Annotated in this window: 15 protein-coding genes; 5 read left to right on the plus strand and 10 right to left on the minus strand. The window is 74.2% G+C overall.

Features of this window, described 5'->3' with window-relative positions; genetic code table 11:
- Positions 1-98: 98 nt before the first annotated feature.
- Complete coding sequence (gene acs, locus AMOR_RS19350) at positions 99-1,994, minus strand: acetate--CoA ligase (RefSeq protein ID WP_248353359.1); 1,896 nt, start codon at positions 1,992-1,994, stop codon at positions 99-101.
- Between the two features lie 337 nt (positions 1,995-2,331).
- On the opposite strand from acs, the gene AMOR_RS19355 reads away from it, so the two are divergent.
- The 3 genes from AMOR_RS19355 to AMOR_RS19365 are packed head-to-tail and all read left to right on the plus strand — an operon-like array spanning position 2,332 to position 5,920.
- Positions 2,332-3,288, plus strand: a complete 957-nt coding sequence (locus tag AMOR_RS19355; protein ID WP_248353360.1) for a S66 peptidase family protein — start codon at positions 2,332-2,334, stop codon at positions 3,286-3,288.
- Positions 3,285-4,484 carry a serine hydrolase domain-containing protein gene (locus AMOR_RS19360; protein WP_248353361.1) on the plus strand — a complete coding sequence of 400 codons (1,200 nt, stop codon included), beginning with the start codon at positions 3,285-3,287 and terminating at the stop codon, positions 4,482-4,484. The genes AMOR_RS19355 and AMOR_RS19360 overlap by 4 nt, the downstream gene beginning before the upstream one ends.
- Before the next feature lie 8 nt (positions 4,485-4,492).
- Positions 4,493-5,920, plus strand: coding sequence for a UDP-N-acetylmuramate--L-alanine ligase (locus AMOR_RS19365; RefSeq protein ID WP_248353363.1), 1,428 nt, complete (start codon positions 4,493-4,495; stop codon positions 5,918-5,920).
- Positions 5,921-6,035: 115 nt separating this feature from the next.
- On the opposite strand, the gene AMOR_RS19370 is transcribed toward AMOR_RS19365, so the two are convergent.
- Positions 6,036-7,118 (minus strand): cytochrome c3 family protein, encoded by a 1,083-nt coding sequence (locus AMOR_RS19370; protein ID WP_248353365.1) that lies wholly within the window; start codon positions 7,116-7,118, stop codon positions 6,036-6,038.
- A complete protein-coding gene (locus AMOR_RS19375) occupies positions 7,118-8,449 on the minus strand; it encodes a hypothetical protein (RefSeq protein WP_248353367.1) in 1,332 nt (443 codons plus the stop codon). The genes AMOR_RS19370 and AMOR_RS19375 overlap by 1 nt, the downstream gene beginning before the upstream one ends.
- A gap of 296 nt (positions 8,450-8,745) precedes the next feature.
- On the opposite strand from AMOR_RS19375, the gene AMOR_RS19380 reads away from it, so the two are divergent.
- Positions 8,746-9,264: a TlpA family protein disulfide reductase gene (locus AMOR_RS19380; RefSeq protein WP_248353369.1), complete on the plus strand. Its 519-nt coding sequence runs from the start codon at positions 8,746-8,748 to the stop codon at positions 9,262-9,264.
- Here the strand turns inward: AMOR_RS19380 and AMOR_RS19385 are convergent.
- The gene (locus tag AMOR_RS19385; protein ID WP_248353371.1) at positions 9,227-11,020 is read right to left on the minus strand and encodes a histone deacetylase family protein; all 1,794 of its coding nucleotides are present in this window, start codon (positions 11,018-11,020) and stop codon (positions 9,227-9,229) included. The two genes, AMOR_RS19380 and AMOR_RS19385, sit on opposite strands and share 38 nt — an antisense overlap.
- A 12-nt stretch (positions 11,021-11,032) precedes the next feature.
- Positions 11,033-11,332, minus strand: coding sequence for a hypothetical protein (locus AMOR_RS19390; RefSeq protein ID WP_248353372.1), 300 nt, complete (start codon positions 11,330-11,332; stop codon positions 11,033-11,035).
- Between the two features lie 119 nt (positions 11,333-11,451).
- On the opposite strand from AMOR_RS19390, the gene AMOR_RS19395 reads away from it, so the two are divergent.
- The gene (locus tag AMOR_RS19395) at positions 11,452-12,252 is read left to right on the plus strand and encodes an inositol monophosphatase family protein (RefSeq protein ID WP_248353373.1); all 801 of its coding nucleotides are present in this window, start codon (positions 11,452-11,454) and stop codon (positions 12,250-12,252) included.
- Here AMOR_RS19395 and AMOR_RS19400 read toward each other — a convergent pair.
- From AMOR_RS19400 to AMOR_RS19420, 5 genes are all read right to left on the minus strand, one after another.
- Complete coding sequence (locus tag AMOR_RS19400; protein ID WP_248353374.1) at positions 12,249-13,214, minus strand: M23 family metallopeptidase; 966 nt, start codon at positions 13,212-13,214, stop codon at positions 12,249-12,251. The genes AMOR_RS19395 and AMOR_RS19400 overlap by 4 nt on opposite strands.
- A gap of 39 nt (positions 13,215-13,253) precedes the next feature.
- Positions 13,254-13,901, minus strand: coding sequence for a caib/baif family protein (locus AMOR_RS19405; RefSeq protein ID WP_248353375.1), 648 nt, complete (start codon positions 13,899-13,901; stop codon positions 13,254-13,256).
- Between the two features lie 38 nt (positions 13,902-13,939).
- Entirely contained in the window at positions 13,940-15,895 is a 1,956-nt protein-coding gene (locus AMOR_RS19410; protein WP_248353376.1) for an ATP-binding cassette domain-containing protein, read from the minus strand.
- Between the two features lie 77 nt (positions 15,896-15,972).
- Positions 15,973-16,542 (minus strand): histidine phosphatase family protein, encoded by a 570-nt coding sequence (locus AMOR_RS19415; RefSeq protein WP_248353377.1) that lies wholly within the window; start codon positions 16,540-16,542, stop codon positions 15,973-15,975.
- A 203-nt stretch (positions 16,543-16,745) separates the two neighbouring features.
- Complete coding sequence (locus AMOR_RS19420; RefSeq protein ID WP_248353378.1) at positions 16,746-18,428, minus strand: sensor histidine kinase; 1,683 nt, start codon at positions 18,426-18,428, stop codon at positions 16,746-16,748.
- Positions 18,429-18,445: the final 17 nt, after the last annotated feature.

An 18,445-nucleotide genomic window follows, 5' to 3' on the forward strand; every position in this document is an offset into this window, starting at 1 on the left:
ACAGATCCCCGGAGGGGCCGCGGATCTTCGGTGGGGCGCGCCGGGCGTCGCGGCGCACGCTCTCCCGGTGAAGAGCGCGCGCCGCGCCGGCCAGGCCGCTACTCCTCCAGCGTCGAGACGTCGCCCTCGGGCAACCCCTGGGCGCGCGCCTTGAGCACGCGCCGCATGATCTTGCCGGAGCGGGTCTTCGGGAGCTGGTCGACGAAGTTGATCTTCTCCGGCCGGACGATCGGGCCGAGGTGCTGCGCGACGTGCGCCTTCACCTCGTCCTCGAGCTCGGGGCCCGGCTTGAAGCCCTGGCGCAGCAGCGCGTACGCGTGGATCGCCTGGCCCTTCACCTCGTGCGGGAGCCCGATGACCGCTGCCTCGGCGATGGCCGGGTGCGAGACGAGCGCGCTCTCGATCTCGGCGGTGCCGAGCCGGTACCCGGCCACCTTGATGACGTCGTCGGTCCGGCCGATGACCCAGTAGTACCCGTCCTTGTCCCGCTTCGCGGCGTCGCCCGCCATGTAGCGGCCCGGATACTTGGTCCAGTACGTCTTCACGTACCGGTCCGGATCCTTGTAGACGGTGGTGGCCATCGCGGGCCAGGGCTTCTCGAGCACGAGGAAGCCCTCCTCGCCGTCCGGCACGGACTTCCCGGCGTCGTCGAGGATCGACACCTGCTGCCCGAAGAACGGCTTCGTGGCCGAGCCGGGCTTGAGCGGCATGGTCGGGACCGGCGTGATCATGAACATGCCGGTCTCGGTCTGCCACCAGGTGTCCATGATCGGGCAGCGGCCCTTCCCGATGACGCGGTGGTACCACTTCCACGCCTCCGGGTTGATGGGCTCGCCCACCGAGCCGAGGAGCCGGAGCGTGGAGAGGTCGTGCCGGTTCGGCCACGACTCGCCGAAGCGCATCAGCCCGCGGATCGCGGTGGGCGCGGTGTAGAGGATCGTGATGCCGTACTTCTCGATCAGGCTCCACCAGCGGTTCGGGTACGGGTACGTCGGCGCGCCCTCGTAGATGAAGGTGGTCGCCCCGAGCAGGAGCGGCCCGTACACGATGTAGCTGTGCCCGGTCACCCAGCCCGGATCCGCGGCGCACCAGTACCGGTCCTCGTCCTTCACGTCGAAGACGTACTTGAGCGTCGAGTAGATGCCGACCTGGTACCCGCCGTGGCAGTGGACGAGCCCCTTCGGCTTCCCGGTCGTCCCCGACGTGTAGAGGACGTAGAGCGGGTCGGTGGACTCCATCACCTCGGTCGGGCAGACGCCCGAGGCGAGGGGGAGCTTCATGAGGTCGTGGTACCAGTAGTCGCGGCCCGGCTCCATCCGGACCTCGTGCGCCGTGCGCTGGACGACGATCACGGTCTCCACGGTCGGGCAGCGGCGAACGGCGTCGTCGACCGTCTTCTTGAGCTCGACGATCTTCCCGTTCATGAAGCCGCCGTCGGCGGTGACGACGACCTTCGACTCCGAGTCCTCGATGCGGCCCTGGAGCGCGTCCACGGAGAACCCGCCGTACACGACGGAGTGGATCGCGCCGAGCTTCGCCGTGGCGAGCATCGCGATCACGATCTCCGGGATGCGCGGCATGTAGATCGTGACGCGGTCGCCCTTCTTCACGCCCATCGCCTTCAGGACGTTCGCGAACTTGGAGACGTCGCGGTTGAGGGCGAAGTACGAGTAGGTCCGCACCTCGTTCCGCTCGCCGACCCACACGAGCGACAGCTTGTTCTTCCGCCAGGTGCGCTGGTGACGGTCGAGGCAGTTGTGGACGATGTTCGTCTGCCCGCCCTTGAACCACCGGTAGAAGGGCTTCTCGGAGGCGTCGAGGACCTTGTCCCACTTCCGGTACCACTCGAGCTCCTCCGCCTCGGCGCCCCAGAAGCCCTCGAGATCCTCGGCGGCGCGCGCGGCGACGGCGTCCCAGTCCTTCACCCGCGCCTGCGCGGCGACCTCCTGCGACGGATAGAAGACCTCGCCTTCCAGCTGCGACTTCGGGCTCATCACACGCTCCTTGTCTGTGGGGGCGGCGCTCGGCGCCCCGGGGCCGCCCAAGCGACCCGCGAAGTTTGCGTGCGTGCGCGCTCGGGGGGGCGAGTCGCGCCGCATCTCTTGCACGGCCTGAAATCGAGCCGAAAGCACCCAAGTTACCAAACGCTTAGACGCCCCCTAGCACGAATTCGCATGACGCACCCGGCCGTGACCGAAAAAGCTGCGCTCCCCGTCCCTCGATGTATCCACGGGTGGCCGGGGTGGCTTCCCTCCGAGGGGCGGTGACTCCGCGTCCTCGCCGTCGCGCGCCGCCTCGACCCCACCCCTGGCGGCGGTTATCCTCCGCGCCGTGCGAATCCCCCCGCCGCTCTCGCGCGGTGATGTCGTCCGCGTCGTCGCGCCGTCGAGCCCGTTCGATCCCGAGCAGCTCGCGCGCGGCGTGGAGGTGCTCGAGCGTCGGCTCGGCCTGGTGGTGCGCAGGCGCGACGACCTGGACGCGCGGCGCGGGTACCTCGCGGGGGACGACGCGCGCCGGGCCGCGGAGTGGCGGGAGGCCGTCGCCGACCCGGACGCGCGGGCGATCTTCTGCGCCCGCGGCGGCTACGGCGCGACGCGGATCCTCTCCACGATCGATCCCGCACCGCTCCTCGCCGCCCCGAAGCTCGTCGTCGGGTTCTCGGACGTGACCGCGATCCACGTCGCGCTGAACCGCGCCGGGCTCGCGACCGTGCACGGTCCCGTGCTCACCCAGCTCGGCCGCGCGCCGGAGGCCGCCGTCGCGCACCTCGAGGCGCTGCTCCGCCGCGAACGCCGGAGCGGGGGACGTGGCGCCCCCGCGCCCGGCGCCGGGCTCGCCGGGACCGGTGTCATCCGCGAAGGCCGCGCCTCGGGGCCCATCCTCGGCGGGTCGCTGACGCTCCTCGCCCACCTCTGCGGCACGCCGTGGCAGCCGAACCTGCGCGGCGCGATCGTCCTCCTCGAGGACGTCGGCGAGAAGCCGTACAAGCTCGACCGGTACCTGACCCAGCTCCGGCTGGCGGGCGTGTTCGCCGGCGTCGCCGGCGTGGCGGTCGGTCAGCTCGCCGACTGCGACGCGCCCGGCCTGCGCGGCGCGGACGTCGTCCGGGAGCTCGTCGCGGCGCTCGGCGTCCCGGCCATCGACGGGATCCCCGCCGGCCACGAGGACGCGAACTTCGCGGTCCCGCTCGGCGCTTGCGCGACGCTCGTCGCGCCGGCCTCCGGCGAGGACGGCTCGCCGCGCCTCCTCTTCGACGGGTGGCTGGAGGCGGACGGGGGCGCCGCGTGAGCGACGTCCTCCCGGCGGTCGTCGCCGTCCTGGAGGCGGCGCGGAAGGACGGCGTCGCGCCGGCGCTGGCGAGCGCCGTGCTCCGCGAGGGCCGCGTGGCGCACGCGAGCTGGCACGGCGTGGCCGCCGCGGCGGGCGCGGGCGGACCGGGGTCCGAGCGGCCGCTCCGCCGCGACGACCTCCTCGACGTCGCCTCGCTCACGAAGGTTATGGCGACCACCACGCTCGCCGCGCAGCTCGTGGCGGCCGGCGCGCTCGACCTCGACGCGCCGGTCGCGGCGCGCCTCCCCGGCTTCGAGGCGGGCGGCAAGGAGCGGGTGACGGCGCGGCACCTCCTCGCCCACGCTGCCGGCCTCCCGGCGTGGCGCCCGTATCACGCGCGGCTGGCGGCCGATCCGGAGGCCGCACGGCTCCTCGCGCCCGCCCGCGAGCGGCCGCCGGCCGAGGCGCTCGCCGGCGCGTGCCGGCGCGGGCGCGCGCTGGTCCGCGAGGCGGTGCTCGCGGAGGCCGTCGAGGCGCCGCCGGGGACCCGCGCCCTCTACTGCGATCCCGGGTTCATCGCCCTCGGCCTCCTCGTCGAGCGAGTGGCGGGCGCGCCGCTCGCGGCGCTCGCCGCCGCCCGGATCTTCTCGCCGCTCGGCCTCGCGTCCACCTTCTTCCTGGACGGCACGGAGCCCGCGGACGCGCGCCGGCGAGGCGAGGACCGGACCTTCGTCCCGACCGGCTGGTCGCAGGCGCGCCGCGAGGTGGTCGCGGGCGCGGTGAACGACGACAACGCCTGGGCCATGGGCGGGGTCGGCGGCCACGCCGGCGTGTTCTCGACCGCGCTCGAGGTGGCCGCGCTCGGCCAGGCCTGGCTCGACGCCCTCTCCGGCGGCCGCTCCGTCGTGCCGGCGTCGGCAGCGGCGGAGTTCGCCCGGCGCGATCCGGCGGTCGCCGGCAGCGAGCGGGCCCTCGGGTGGGACACCCCGAGCGGCGGGGCGACCTCGCTCGGGAGCCGCCTGGGGCGCGGACCGCGCGGGGCCATCGGGCACCTCGGCTACACCGGGTGCTCGCTCTGGATCGACCTCGATGCCGGCGTCGTGTGCGCGCTCCTCACGAACCACACCCACCCCGGCGGCACCGCCGACAAGGGGCGAATCCGCGGGCTCCGCCAGCGGTTCCACGACGCGGTGGCGGAGTCCCTCGGCCTCTAGGAGCAGACGTGATCGACTGGAAGAGCGTGAAGCGCATCCACCTCATCGGCGTGGCCGGCACGGGCATGGGCTCGTTCGCGGGGATGCTGAAGGCCGCGGGCTACGAGGTGACGGGCTCCGACGAGAACGTCTACCCGCCCATGTCGACCCAGCTCGAGCGCTGGGGCATCCAGGCGATGTCCCCGTACGCGCCGGCGAACCTCGACCGGGCGCGGCCGGACGTGGTCGTGGTCGGGAACGTCGTCCGGATGGTGAACCCCGAGGCGACCGCGATGCGCGACCGCGGGCTCTCGCACGTGTCCTTCCCCGCCGCGCTGGGCGAGCTCTTCATCGGGCCGCGCCACGGCGTCGTGGTCGTCGGCACGCACGGCAAGACCACCACCTCGGCGATGATGGGGGCGGTGCTGCACCACGCCGGACGCGACCCGTCGTTCCTGGTCGGCGGCGTGACGCGCGACTTCGAGTCGAACTTCCGCCTGGGGCAGGGGGCCCACTTCGTCGTCGAGGGCGACGAGTACGACACCGCGTACTTCGACAAGGGCCCCAAGTTCCTGCACTACCGGCCGAAGACCGCGATCTTCACGAGCTGCGAGCTCGATCACGCCGACATCTACCGGGACGAGGCGCACTACGAGAGCGCCTTCGAGAAGTTCGTCGACCTCCTCCCGGACGGCGGGTTCCTCGCGGCGTGCGCGGCGTACGGGAGCGTCCGCCGGATCGCCGCCCGGTCGCGGGCGCGCGTCGAGACGTACGCGGTGGACCGGTCCGGCGCCGACTGGGAGGCGCGCGGCCTGCGCCTGGATCGCGACGGCGCCCGCTTCACGCTGGTCCGGCACGGCGCGGCGCTCGCGGAGGTGCACCTGCCCGTCGGCGGCGCCCACAACGTCGAGAACGCGCTCGGCGTGGCGGCGGCGGCGACCGCGCTCGGCCTCTCGCCGGCGGAGATCGCGGCCGGGCTCGCCGCGTTCCACGGCGTGAAGCGCCGGCAGGAGGTGCGGGGCACCGCGGGCGGCGTCACCGTCGTGGACGACTTCGCCCACCACCCCCGCGCCGTCCGGCAGACCCTCGCGGCGGTGCAGGGGAGCTTCCCCGGCGCACGCCTCCTCGCGGCCTTCGAGCCGCGCTCGAACACCAGCCGGCGGAACCTGCACCAGCACGACTACGCCGACCCGGCCACCTGGTCCGACGCCGCGGAGGTCTTCCTGCTCCGGCCCATCCCGACGGACAAGGTCCCCGAGAGCGAGCGGCTCGACGTGGACGCGGTGGTCGCCGCCCTGAACGCGCGCGGCAAGCGCGCCCACGTGTACGCCACGGTCGACGAGATGGTCCCGGCGATCGCCGGCGCGGCGCGGGGCGGCGATGTCGTGGTCGCGATGTCGAACGGTGCGTTCGGCGGGATCTGGGGGAAGGTGCTCGAGGCGGTCGGGCGGGGGTAGCGCACCCCGCTCACGGCCAGCGGCAGGGGAGGGGCGCCGCGGGCGGCCCTTGAAGCGGAACGGGCCCGGCCGCTCTCGCGACCGGGCCCGTCGTGTGTCGTGCTTCAGGCAGCGGCTACGTGCCGTTCGTGTGGCACGCGAGGCACATCGAGTTCTTCGACTTGTCCTCGTTCCGGTGCTTCGAGATGAAGCTCTGCGGGTGCGGCCCGTTCGGGCCGAGGCCCTGGGTGATGCTGTTCCCGACGTTGTGGCAGCGGACGCAGATCGTGTCGGCGCCGTTGTCGTGGCACCCGGCGCACGAGGTGATGTCCCGCCGCGCGGCGTCGCCGTGGAATGCGGTGCCGCCCAGAGCGCGGTTCGCCCAGCCCGCCGGGTGCGGATCGCGGACGTTGGTCACCGCCGCCGCCGAGACGCCCTGCAGCTCGTGGCAGGCGGTGCAGAACGGGCTGCCGTGGCACTTCCGGCAGCTCGCCGGGTTCGCGCCGGCCTCGATCATGTGCCGCGACACGTAGTCACCGCGGTGGATGAACGCGCGCGTGACCTCCTCCGGCCAGATGACGGACGGCCGCGCCGGCGTCGTCTGCGGGGAGTGGCACTCCGCGCAGTAGGTCTGGTCGTGGCACTGCGCGCAGCTCTCCGCGACGGGCTTCGCGAGCCGGCCGTGGATCCGCATCCAGTCGCCCTCGTGGGCGAAGGTCGTCACCGGCTTGTAGCCCTTGAGGTCGGTATGGCACGGCGTGCACCGCGCCTCCGCGAAGTCCTTCTGGTGGTTGTGGCAGGTGGTGCAGGCGACCATCGGCGGCACCTTGGCCTGCTTGTCGCCCTTGTCCGGGAGCGCCTTGTGGCAGGCCTTGCAGTCACCCTTCACGCGCGGGAGGTGCTCCGCGTGATTGAACGTGAGCCGCGCGCGGGGCCGCTGGGAGGGGATGGTGATCTTCGGGTCGGTGTCGTGGCAGCCGCTGCACGCGTCGTTCTTCGAGATCTTCGCGGGCAGCTTCACGTGCCGCCCGGCCGGATCGAGCTTCGTCGCCTTCTCGATGCCCGCATGGCAGTTGCTGCACGCGACGTCGTTCTCGACGTGGGGCGAGTGCGGGAAGACGTACGGCGACTGCTCCGTCGCGTACGTCTCGGACATGGGCTTCAGCTTGCAGCCCGTCACCGCCACGAGGGCGGCGAGGGAGAGGAGGAGCCGGTTCATCACCGCACCTCCCGGCGCACGTAGGTCTGGTTGTAGACGAGCTTCGCCATGACGTCGTAGGTCTGCTCCAGGAACGGGGTCACGCCCGCGCGGCCGGAGATCACCGCGGAGAAGCCGCGGGCGAGCTCGAGGCCGGCGGAGAGGGTGCCGGTGACGGCGTAGGTCTCGTTGTTCACCTTCTCGCGGAAGACGTGGCCGATCACGTCCGCGGCGGCGAACAGCTTCCCGAACGACTGCCGCCCGTAGAGCCGGCCGCCCCAGTAGCCGTTCTCGAGGGCGTCGAGGAACAGGAACTCGGCGCCGGCCACGGTGGCGCCGCGCGACCAGTCGAGGCGCGCGTTGGCGTCGTGGCCGATGTGGTGCCCCGACTCCTCGGTCGCGCCGGGCTCGAGCTGCAGGTGGTAGTCGGCGCCGACCGACAGGCCGCGGCCGAGCTCGTACGTCAGGCCGCCGCCGAACTCGTTCCGGTCGGAGGCCGAGAACACCGAGAGGACCGAGTTCCGCGCGAGGAACAGGTCGGGCGCGAAGAAGTGCCAGTCCGCCGAGAGGTGCAGCTTGTGGATGGGCGTCCAGGTGCCCATCACGCTCGCCTCGGAGAACCGGTCGTCGTAGAGGCTGTACGCGCCGAACGCCAGCAGGGTGAGGTTCCCGATCGGCTGCAGGCGGAGGTCGCCGCCGACCTCCTGGCGCACGGGATCGCCGCCGTCCTCGACGAAGTTCGCCGAGGCGCCGATGTCGAGCCCGCGGCCGGGGACGCCCGGGATCGGCAGCGAGTACGCGAGCCGGCCGCCGTAGGCGAGGTCGCCGCCCTCCGGGTTCCAGCTGCGGAGGCCGCTGCGCGACTGGAACCGCTGCGAGACCGGGGCGCCGACGTAGCCGGACACGCGGAACCCGGCCGGAAGGAGCACGATCGCCTCGCCGCCGTCGATGTGGATCATCCGGGCGACGCCGGTCTGGACCTGCTCGCGGCCGATCCGGAGCGTGAGCTGCCGGTTCAGGAGCTTGCCCTGCACGTAACCCATCTGCAGGTCGCCGTTCAGGTTCGAGCTGGTCCCGTTGTCCCAGCGGAGGTGGTCGAAGTCGTAAGCGCCCCAGCCCGCGAGCACGAGCTGCAGGTCGCTCGCGACCGGGTTCGTCACGTCACGGGCGACGACGGAGAGGATCTCGTAGGCGGGGACGACCGTGACCAGGTCGAGCTTGGTGCCGCCGGTGAACCGGGTCTGCTGCCCCCCGGTGACGAGCGTGGTCGAGCTGACGTCGACCGTGTCGGCACGAACCGTGGCCCCGGCGAGCAGCACGAGGGCGGCGGCGATCAACTTTGTATGGCGCATCAGGAGCTCACCTCGGCGGACGGTGGGTCGCGACGGCGGTGCACCGCGAAGCGACGGACGTATTCGCGGGCGACCTTCGCACACGCGCGAGGATCCAATGTTGCTCCAGATCAGGAAACCTTTACGAAGCCCCTCGACCCACCTGGGATTTTGCCCACCGGGAACGACCTCGCGCCGGAGCACGCTGCGTGAAGCAACCGGTGCGTGCGCGCCCGCCGCTCCCACGCGCACGGCGGAAGGCACCCGAGGCGCGCCGCGAACCGGCGAGCGTCGTGCTCCCCGCTTAGAATCCCGCCATGGCCCGACCCGCCCTCGCCGTCCTGCTCGCCGCCGCGACCGCGTGCGCCACCGCGCGCCCCGCGCTCCGGGCGCCTGCCCTCACCGGCAAGAGCGTCGACATCGCGGCGGAGGACCTGTCGGGGCGGCCGGTGCGGCTCGAGGCCGACGGCCGGGTCCGCGTCGTCGACTTCTGGGCGACGTGGTGCGAGCCGTGCCAGGACCAGCTCCCGCACCTCGACGGGCTCGCGCACCGCTACGGCGAGCAGGGTCTCGCCGTCACCGCCGTGTCGTTCGACGAGGACCGCGCCCAGCTCGACGCGTTCCTCGTCCAGCACCCGGTCTCGATCGCCATCCTCTGGGACCGCGGCGGCGCGAAGCTCTCCGAGCCCCTCGACGTGCAGCGCCTGCCGACCACGCTCGTCCTCGACCGGCGCGGCATCGTGCGGCACGTCCACGTCGGGTTCGACGCCGCGTCGGGCGAGCGGCTCGAGCGCGAGGTCAAGGCGCTGCTGGCGGAGGCGCCGCCCGCGTCGTGACCGCGGCGTCGGCCTCCGCCGGGGGCACGACGGTGAAGTGGACCCGCTCGCGCTCGCGCTCCACCTCGCCCGGCTCCGACGGCGACTCGCGGAGCCAGTACGCCATCTCGTCCGCCTCCCATGCGTAGGGCGCGCCGTTCATCCGGAGGCGGCCCTCGCTCACCGCGAGGGTCGCCTCCCGGAGCGACGTACCCTTGAGGTCCCGCACGAGCGCCTCGAACCGGCCCTGACGCTCCGGATCGATGAACGCGAACTCGTGCCGCGCGGCGTAGGCGGTGTGGTAGTGCGACGGCCGGAAGACGACGCCGCCGACGCCGAGGCGCACCGCCATCCGCGCCAGCATCGAGCCCGCCTCGCGGGCGAGGCCGAGCCCCGGCACCTCCTGCCCCGGCAGCCGCGGCCGGCGCTCGCTGAACTGGGCGCGCGGGTTCCGGAGCGACAGCCAGTGGACGTAGAGCACCTCGACGCCGAGGACGCGGCGCTTCTCGAGGATGAGCTCGACGAGCAGAACCTCCTCCCCGTCCGCCTCGCCGTAGAGCCGGACGCGCTCGCCCATCCCGGACGAGTCGAACGCGGCGCGGAAGTTGCGGTACCCGATGCGCTCGAGCTGCTCGAAGATCCCAAAGCGGTAGAGGGCGTGCTCCATCCCGGACGCGGTGTAGAAGCCGAGCAGCAGCCGCTGCCGCTGCGGTCGGATCCCGAGCGCCTCCTCGAGGTCCTCCGCGGTCAGCTCGCCGGTGTCGCCGAGGTCCACCGGCGAGAGGGCGCGCGAGACCACCGCGAACCGCGCCGAGAGCGGATCGTAGTCCTCCGGGATCGGCTCGTCGGAGCCGGCGGTGAGGGCCATCCCGGTCCCCGCGAGCACGCGCCAGGCGTGGCGCGAGTAGCCGCCGGCCGGCAGCCACACCGCCGGGACGCCCTCGAGCTCCGCGGCGACGAGGAGATCGCGCTCGCGCGTGCCGCGGAGCGACAGCCCGAGCCGGCCCATCCGGTCGCCGGCGAGGACGTCGCCGCCGGCGAGCACGAACGCGAGCTGCGGGCGCGGCATCCGCGCGAGCAGCGCCCCGAGCGCGTCGAGGTAGCCGTCGTCGCCGGTGCCCTCGGGCAGCACGGTCTCGTCGACCTCCGGGAGCGGGCCCCAGTCCGAGCCGGAGATGGAGCCGATCCAGCGCCGGGGGTCGTTCGCGAGGGCGAGGGCGAGTCCGTCGGGCGGGTGGGCGTCGAGGTCCAGGACCGCGACGTGCCCCTGGAACCCCTCGGCCCGGAGCGCGGCGATGGCGACCGCGACGTCGTTCACGGGGCAGAACCCGCCCGCGGAGGACGGCCCGGCGTGGTGGAACCCGCCGAGCAGGTTCAGCGCCGGCGCGCGGGTGCGGAGCGTCTCGCGCGCCGCCCCCAGCGTCCCGCCGCAGGCGAGGCGGATGGTCGTCATCACCTCGTCGACGGGGACGTCCGAAGGATCCACCGCGAAGACGTGCGCGAGCGTCTCGGGCCGGCCGAGCGACTCGAGGAGGTCCGCGTCGTGCACGCGCGCGAGATCCTCGTAGGAGATCCGGCGCGGCGCGCGGAAGCCGCTCTCGGGAACGGCGCTCGACTCGCGCAGCCACCACGCGACGTGGTCGGCGCGGCGCGGCTCCATGCCCGCCGAGACCTCGATCCCCGAGAGCGGGAGGCGGTAGCGCGCGTCGTACCAGACCGACACGTCCCGGCGGTGGAGCCAGGAGCGGAGGCGGTACAGCAACGCGCGGGGCTGCATCGTCCTCCGGGCCTACCGGTGCGAGGGAGGGGCGAACGGCGGCTCGCTGGAGCCCGCCCTCGGCACGTCCGGCTCGAGCGGCTTGCGGCTCGCGCGCGACCACCACCACCACCCGATCGCGGTCTCGAGCGCGATCCAGGCGAGCGCCATCCAGATCCCCTTCTGCAGCGCGGTGTTGCTCGCCTTGCAGATCGGGTACGGGTCCGTGACGTTCTCGGGCAACCCCATGATGAGCGGGGTCGCACGGAACGTGTAATACACCAGGTACGCGAGGAACAGCGTCCGGAACACCGTCAGCGCGCGGATGACCATGGCCCCGAGTGTAGCAAGCGCGCGGCGCGGGTGCGCTCGCGACGAGCGCCGCTCCTCGCGGGGTGCGGCGGCGAGAGCGGACGGCTATCCTGTCGCCGGACCTCACGAAAGGGGAGTGCATGGCGGCGGAGCAGGAGCTCTTGGAGGCGTGCATCGAGGCGGCCCGCCGCGGCGGGGCGGTCCTCCGGGAGCGCTGGGGCAAGCACCGGACCGTGGAGCTGAAGGGCGGGATCGACCTCGTGACGGACGCGGACCGGGCGAGCGAGGCCGCGGTCCTCGGCTTCCTCGCGGACCGATTCCCGGGCGCCGACGTGCTCGCGGAGGAGTCCGGGGCGAGCGGCGCCGGAGCCGGCGGGCTGCGCTTCATCGTCGATCCGCTCGACGGCACGACGAACTACGCCCACGGCCTCCCGGTCTTCGCCGTGAACGTCGCGGTCACGGACGCGCGCGGCCTCGCCGCCGCGGCCACGTACGATCCGCTCCGCGAGGAGCTCTTCACCGCGGCGCGCAGTCGTGGCGCGTTCCTCGGGGGCGTCCGGCTCGCGCCGTCCGGCGGGACCGAGGTGAACAGCGCGCTGCTCGTCACCGGCTTTCCCTACGACATCCACAGCGAGCACGAGCTGCCGCTGCGGCTCTTCGGCGCGTTCGTGACGCGGGCGCGCGGCGTGCGCCGGCTCGGGAGCGCCGCCCTCGACCTCGCGTACGTCGCGTGCGGCCGGTTCGACGGCTTCTGGGAGCAGCGGCTCAAGCCCTGGGACGTGGCCGCCGGCATCCTCCTCGCACGCGAGGCGGGCGCGCGCGTCACCGATCTCGACGGCGGCGACCGGATGCTCGAGACCGGGGACATCCTGGCCGCGTCGCCCGCCCTGCACGGCCCGATGCTGGACGTGATCGCGCACGTCCGGGGCGGCGGGCGCTAGCGCGGACCGGCGGTCGCCGGTTCGGCCGGTTCGGCCGGCGGCGCGCCGGGGGCGGTCTCCGCCGGCGCCTGCGCGGGAGCCGCCTCCTGCGGGCGCGTGGGCCGCGGCGCCGCGACCGCCTGCCGCGCCGGGGCCGTGCCCTTCCCGAAGTCGATGGCGACGAGCGACTCGGGGTCGACGTAGAGCCCGTCCACCTTCACGCCCCAGTGCAGGTGCGGGCCGGTGGACCGGCCGGTCGAGCCGAGCAGGCCGATCCGCTGCCCGCGCCGGACGCGCTGGCCGTCGTGGACGTCGACCCGGTCGAGGTGGAAGTACACGGTGAAGATCCCCGCGCCGTGCCAGAGGACGACGGTCTTCCCGGACATGTACGCGTCGCGGACCAGCGCGACCGTGCCGTCGTTCGAGGCGGACACGGCCGCGCCGCGCGGCCCGCGGAGGTCGAGGCCGTAGTGGACGCTGTCCACCTTCCCGTTCAGGACGCGCTGGTCTCCGTACCGCCCGCTCGTGGCAGCGTCGCGCGGCATCCCGAAGGCGCGGGCGAACAGCGGCGCCTCGAACGGCCGATCGAACGCGAGGGCGAAGGCGCGACGGTCCGCCTCGATCCGCCGCTTCACCTCGGGCGGCGGCTCGACGTACCTCGGCGGCAGCGTGAGCGCGTGCGAGGCGAAGCCCGGCTCGACGATGCTCAGCGCCGCGTCGATCGGCGCGCCGCCCACCTCCACGTGCGCCGCGATCGTGCCCGGGGCCGTCTCGATGGGCAGCGCGGCGAGCGCGCGCCAGCTCTCGCCGTCGCGCCAGAACACGAGGGGGCGCCCGGCGAGCGTCCCGTGCGGCGTCTCGCGCGCGCCCGTGACCTCCATGAGCACCACGTCGCCGGGGCGCGCCGCCGCCGGGGCGAACGCGAGGGAAGGGGTGGCCGGCGCGGCGGCGAGCGCGAGCGCGAGGGCGGTGGCGAGCGGCATCGGAGGAGAGGATAGGCGGCGGCGGGGCCCCGGGCACGCCTACCCGGGAAGGCCCAGCTCCGCGGAGAGGGATTTCACGAGGCGGAAGTACTCGGTCCGGGTGTACTTCACGTTGAGGATGTGGAAGTCGGCCTTGGCGAGCCCGACGCAGCCGAAGCAGTAGGTGCACTCCGAGCACGCGCGGCACAGCACGAGGTAGTTCGAGCGCGTGCAGCTCTCGCTGCGAACGCAGTAGGCGCACTCGTGGCAGGCGTCGCACTCGACGCAGTGCGTGAGGTGCGTCGACGAGCGGCAGCCGCGCGAGTGCGTGCAGCGGTGGCACTCCTCGCAGTCCTCGCAGAACATGCAGGAGACGCAGCGCCGGCACCCGGTGCACGACACCGAGCCCGGGTTCTCCTGGTCCTGCGCGTATCCCCGGAGCAGCCGCTGCAGCTCCTGCTCGAACTCGCGCCGCGACATGACCGGCGGCGGCGCGGGGCGGCGGTCCTCGAACGTGCCGCTCGCGGTGTCGATGAACATCGGGCCCGTGACGACGCGGACCGACGGATCGCGCGGTGTCACGACGCCCGCGGGCGGGGCGACGATCCGCCGGCCCGGCGAGGCGCGGTCGGCGGGGGACGGCGCTCCGCCGCGTCGCGGAGGCGGCGGCGCGGGGCTCGGGTCGGGGCGGCGGCGGCCGTCGGCCATGCGCGCTCATCCTGCCGCAGATGGGCGGCGAATGGAAATCAAGGACGGGGCGGGAGGACCCGCCCGCGCGCGATGCGGAGCACGCCGTCGGCGGCCCGCGGCAACTCGTCGGCGTGGTGCGACACCGCGACCACCGCGACGCCCTCGGCACGCAGGTGGTCGAGCACCGCGAGGACGTGCGCGCGCGCGCCCGGATCGAGGCCTGCGAGCGGCTCGTCGAGGAGCAGGACGTCCGGGCCGGGCGCGAGCGCCCGCGCGAGGAGGACCTTCCGGAGCTCGCCGTAGGAGAGGGAGAGGATCCGGCGCGCGAGCAGCTCGGAGATCCCGAGCCGCGCGGCGGCGCGCCGGGCCCCGTCGAGCTGGCGTGCGGTCGCCGGCTCGGCGAGCCCGATGGAGCCCGCGAACCCGGAGGCGACCACGTCCAGCGCCGGCGCGTCCAGCCGGTGACGAGCCTGCAGCTCCGGCGAGACCAGGCCGACGCGACCGGCGAGGTCGTCGGCGCCCGCCCGCGGTCCGAGCCCGAGCCGGTCGATCTCGCCGCGCGCCGGCTGCTCGGTCCCCGCGAGCAGGCGGAGGAGGGTGGACTTGCCCGCACCGTTCGGGCCGAGGACGCACCAGCGCTCCCCGCGGCGGACGGTCCAGTCGACCTCGTCGAGGACGGGGCGGCCCTCGACGAGGACGGTCACGGAGCGGAGGGTGAAGAGGATGGGGGGAGCCCCGGCCCGCACACCGTGCCCGAGCGGATGGGCGGAGTCGCGTTCGCGGTCACCGGGTGGACTTCCCCGCGGACGGCCGGAGTCGCGTTCGCGGTCACCCGGTGAACTTCCCCGCACACGGTGCTCGAGCGGACGGTCGGAGTCGCGTTCGCGGTCACCCGGTGAACTTCCCCGCACACGGTGCTCGAGCGGACGGTCGGAGTCGCGTTCGCGGTCACCCGGTGAACTTCCCCGCATACCGTGCCCGAGCGGACGACCGGAGTCGCGTTCGCGGTCACCCGGTGGACTCCCCCGCTCACCGTGCCCGAGCGGATGGGCGGAGTCGCGTTCGCGGTCACCCGGTGAACTCCCCCTCTCCCCCCGCTCCGCGGGGGGAGAGGGCCGGGGTGAGGGGGGCCGCTCGCGATCGCGGTCGGGGTGGCCGGGAACGGACCAGGGGCCACGGGCCACGGGACGCGGGTCACGGGCACGGCCCGCGGGTTCGCGTTCGGCTTCGGGGTCGGGCACGGTGACGGGCACGTTCACGGAGGACGGGTCGCGCTCGTCGTCGCGCTCCCTCGCCTCCCCGATCGCCTCCTCCCTCGTCCCCAACCTCACGATCTGCCCGCCCTCCATCCACGCGACGGTCGGGATCTCCTCGACGATCTCGTCCGCCCGGTGCGTCGCCATCACCACCGCGGTCCCGCCTCGCAGGATCGCCGCCACGCGGCCGAGCAGGTCCGCGCGGGCCTCCGCGTCGAGGCCGTCGCAGGCCTCGTCGAGCAGGAGCGCGTCCGGGCCGGGCGCGAGGGCGCGGGCGAGGAGCACGCGGCGGCCCTCGCCGCGCGAGAGCTCGAGGAAGGACCGGCGGAGGAGGTGGGTCACGCCGAGCGCCTCCGCCGCCGCGCGGACGCGCGCCGCCTGCGCGGAGGTCGCCGCCTCGGACGGCCACAGCTGATCGAAGAAGCCGGAGCGGATCACCGCCTCGACCGGCAGGTTCCAGTCGTTCCGGACGTACGCATCCTGGGTCTCGGGCGCGACCCGGGCGAGCCGCTCGCGGACGCCGATCGGGCTCGCGGACGCGCCGTCGTCCGCGTGAAAGAGCCGCCGGCCCGCGCTCGCGGGGTCCGGCCAAACGTCGCCGCGGAGGAGGCGAAGGAGCGTCGACTTCCCGGAGCCGTTCGGGCCGAGGACCGCGAGCCCCTGGCCGCGCGAGAGGGTGAGCGAGACGCCGGAGAGGACGCGCGCGCCGCCGAGCGAGACGTCGAGGCGGTCGAGGGTGACGATGGGCTGCTCCACCCCCTCCTCCTAGCGCGGAACGGTGCGCCCGTCGAAGTCGACCGGCGGCCCGGCGGGCGGGCCGTCCGGCTCGGGCGTCAGGGCCCCGCCGCGTTCCACAGCCCGAGGACGGGCACCTCGCCCTCGCGCGAGAGCACGCCCACGCGGGCGGGCCCGAGCGCGAGGCGGGCCCCCAGCCGCGGGTCGAGCCCCAGCCAGCGGAGCGCGAGCACGCGGAGCAGGTGGCCATGCGCGAACAGGAGGACGTCGCCATCGGTCGCGCCCGCGAGCGCGAGGACGCGGTCGGCGCGCAGCGCGACGTCCTCGATCGACTCGCCGCGGGGGACGCCCCCCGTCCAGATGGTCCAGCCCGGGGTCTCCGCGAGGATCTCGGCTCGGGTGCGCCCCTCGTACGCGCCGTAGTCCCACTCCATCGCGTCGGGCACGCGCTCCGCGACGTCGCCGAACCCCGCGAGGCGGGCGGTGTCCCACGCGCGCCGGAGCGGGCTCGCGAGGACACGCGCGAAGTTCCGCCCCGCGAGCCGCGGCCCCAGCGCGCGCGCCTGGTCCTCGCCCTTCGCGGTGAGCGGGAGATCCGTCCGCCCGGTGTGACGCCCGATCCGGCTCCACTCGGTCTCCCCGTGGCGGACGATGAAGAGCTCGCGCATTGGGCCTCTCTACACCGGGATCGGGCCGGATGCATCGCCCCTTGCCGCGTCCGGTGGCCCGTGGGCCCTGGCCCGCTCCCGGCCACTCGGATCTCGGGCCTCGAACGCGAGCGGCCCCCCTCACCCCGGCCCTCTCCCCCCACACTGCGGGGGGAGAGGGAGGTCATTCAGAGGACCCGCCGCCGCCCCCGACCCCGACCCGCCTACGCCGCCTGCCCGGGCCCGGTCGTGTCGGCGTCCTGATCCGCCGGGAGTCGCAGGACGAAGGTGGTCCCGGCGCCGACCGCGCTGTCCACGGTGACCGTCCCGCCGTGGCGCTGGACGATGCCGTAGACCACGGACAGCCCGAGGCCGGTGCCCTTCTCCTTGGTCGTGAAGAACGGGTCGAAGATGTGGCCGAGGCGCTCGGGCGGGATGCCGGGCCCGGTGTCGGCGATGGCGATCTCCACCGCGCCGTCCCGAGTCCGCGAGGTGATCGCGAGCCGGCCGCCCTTGCCCATCGCCTCGCACGCGTTCATCGCGACGTTCACGAACGCCTGCCGGAGCTGACCGAAGTCGGCGAGCACCGGCGGCAGCGGCGCGAGCTCGCGGACGAGGGCGATCTCCTGGATCGCGACCTGGTTCGCGATGAGCGACAGCGCCTCGTCGATCGCCGCGTTGACGTCCACGCGCTTGCGCTGGATCGGCCGCTCGCGCGCGAAGTCGAGCAGGTTCCGGACGATCGCCGAGCAGCGTTGCGCCTCGCGCTCCACGAGGGCGAGGTTCTTCTGCAGGACCGCCCGCCGCGCGTCGTCCGGCGGCCCCTCGGCGAGCGTCCGCGAGACGAGCTTCGCGAACGTGAGGATCCCCGCGAGCGGGTTGTTGATCTCGTGGGCGACGGAGGCGGAGAGCTTCCCGAGCGCGGAGAGCTTCTCCGTCCGGACGAGCTGGTCCTGCGCGGAGCGCAGCTCCGCGGTCCGGGCCTCGACCTCGTGCTCGAGGTTCGCGAGGACGCCGTTCAGCGCGTCCTCGAGGGCGCGCAGCGAGCTGGTCATCTCGTTGAACGACCCCGCGAGCGCGCCCATCTCGCCGCGCGACCGCACCCGCACCTCGACGTCCAGCTCGTCGCGCGAGACCCGGCGCATGCCCTCGAGCAGCGCCGCGACGGGCCCGAGCACCTCGGCCCGCCCGAGGAGGTAGAGCAGGACCGCGATCAGCACGATGCCCGCGGCGAGGAGCGGGGCCGCCCCGACGCGGAACGCCGAGACGCCCGAGTCGACGCGCTCGAGGGAGACGCCGATCTCGAGGAGCCCGAGCACCTGCCGCCCCGGCGGGTGGACGTGGCACGCCGCGGTGGCGCAGGCGCGATCGTTGTAGAGGGGCGTCACCATCGCGTAACGCCGGCCGCGCGGGCCGACCTCGGTGCGCCCACGCGCGTCCGCGGGCGCGCGCGACACCGGCTCGGCGCGTCCGGCGTGGCACCCGGCGCACGGCGCCTCGTCCTTCGCGACGACCGTCCCGCGCTCCGCCGCGACGGTCGAGAAGGCCACGCGCCCCCGCGCGTCGAGCACGCGCACGCGGTCGATCCCCTCGAGCGCCGCGATCCGCGCGAGGACGTCGTACGCGTGCTCCGGGCCATCGGCGAGCATCGCGTCGCGCGTGGTCGTGCGGAGCGCCTCGCCGAGGAGCGCCGAGGAGCGCTCCACCTCGCCGACCAGCGCCCGCCCGAGCCGGCGATCCGCCGCCCAGAGCGCGACGAGCGCGGCGAGGGCGAGGATCGCGGTGACGCCGAGCAGCTTGGTCGAGAGCCGGTGGAGGAAGGGGACCGGGCCGGGCCGCGGCGCGCGCGGTCCGGCCGACCTCTCTGCCTCGGCGCCGCGATCGGAGCCTGCGGCCGTCTTGGTCATCCCCCTGGGTGAACGGC

The sequence above is a fragment of the Anaeromyxobacter oryzae genome (assembly GCF_023169945.1).
GTDB lineage: Bacteria > Myxococcota > Myxococcia > Myxococcales > Anaeromyxobacteraceae > Anaeromyxobacter > Anaeromyxobacter oryzae.

Excerpts from the sequence above, each read along its gene's own strand:
- AMOR_RS19375 (WP_248353367.1), bottom strand. The coding sequence starts at position 8,449 with ATGCGCCATACAAAGTTGATCGCCGCCGCCCTCGTGCTGCTCGCCGGG.
- AMOR_RS19380 (WP_248353369.1), top strand. The coding sequence starts at position 8,746 with ATGGCCCGACCCGCCCTCGCCGTCCTGCTCGCCGCCGCGACCGCGTGC.
- AMOR_RS19400 (WP_248353374.1), bottom strand. The coding sequence starts at position 13,214 with ATGCCGCTCGCCACCGCCCTCGCGCTCGCGCTCGCCGCCGCGCCGGCC.
- AMOR_RS19405 (WP_248353375.1), bottom strand. The coding sequence starts at position 13,901 with ATGGCCGACGGCCGCCGCCGCCCCGACCCGAGCCCCGCGCCGCCGCCT.
- AMOR_RS19415 (WP_248353377.1), bottom strand. The coding sequence starts at position 16,542 with ATGCGCGAGCTCTTCATCGTCCGCCACGGGGAGACCGAGTGGAGCCGG.
- acs (WP_248353359.1), bottom strand. The coding sequence starts at position 1,994 with ATGAGCCCGAAGTCGCAGCTGGAAGGCGAGGTCTTCTATCCGTCGCAG.
- AMOR_RS19385 (WP_248353371.1), bottom strand. The coding sequence starts at position 11,020 with ATGCAGCCCCGCGCGTTGCTGTACCGCCTCCGCTCCTGGCTCCACCGC.
- AMOR_RS19420 (WP_248353378.1), bottom strand. The coding sequence starts at position 18,428 with ATGACCAAGACGGCCGCAGGCTCCGATCGCGGCGCCGAGGCAGAGAGG.
- AMOR_RS19370 (WP_248353365.1), bottom strand. The coding sequence starts at position 7,118 with ATGAACCGGCTCCTCCTCTCCCTCGCCGCCCTCGTGGCGGTGACGGGC.
- AMOR_RS19390 (WP_248353372.1), bottom strand. The coding sequence starts at position 11,332 with ATGGTCATCCGCGCGCTGACGGTGTTCCGGACGCTGTTCCTCGCGTAC.
- AMOR_RS19395 (WP_248353373.1), top strand. The coding sequence starts at position 11,452 with ATGGCGGCGGAGCAGGAGCTCTTGGAGGCGTGCATCGAGGCGGCCCGC.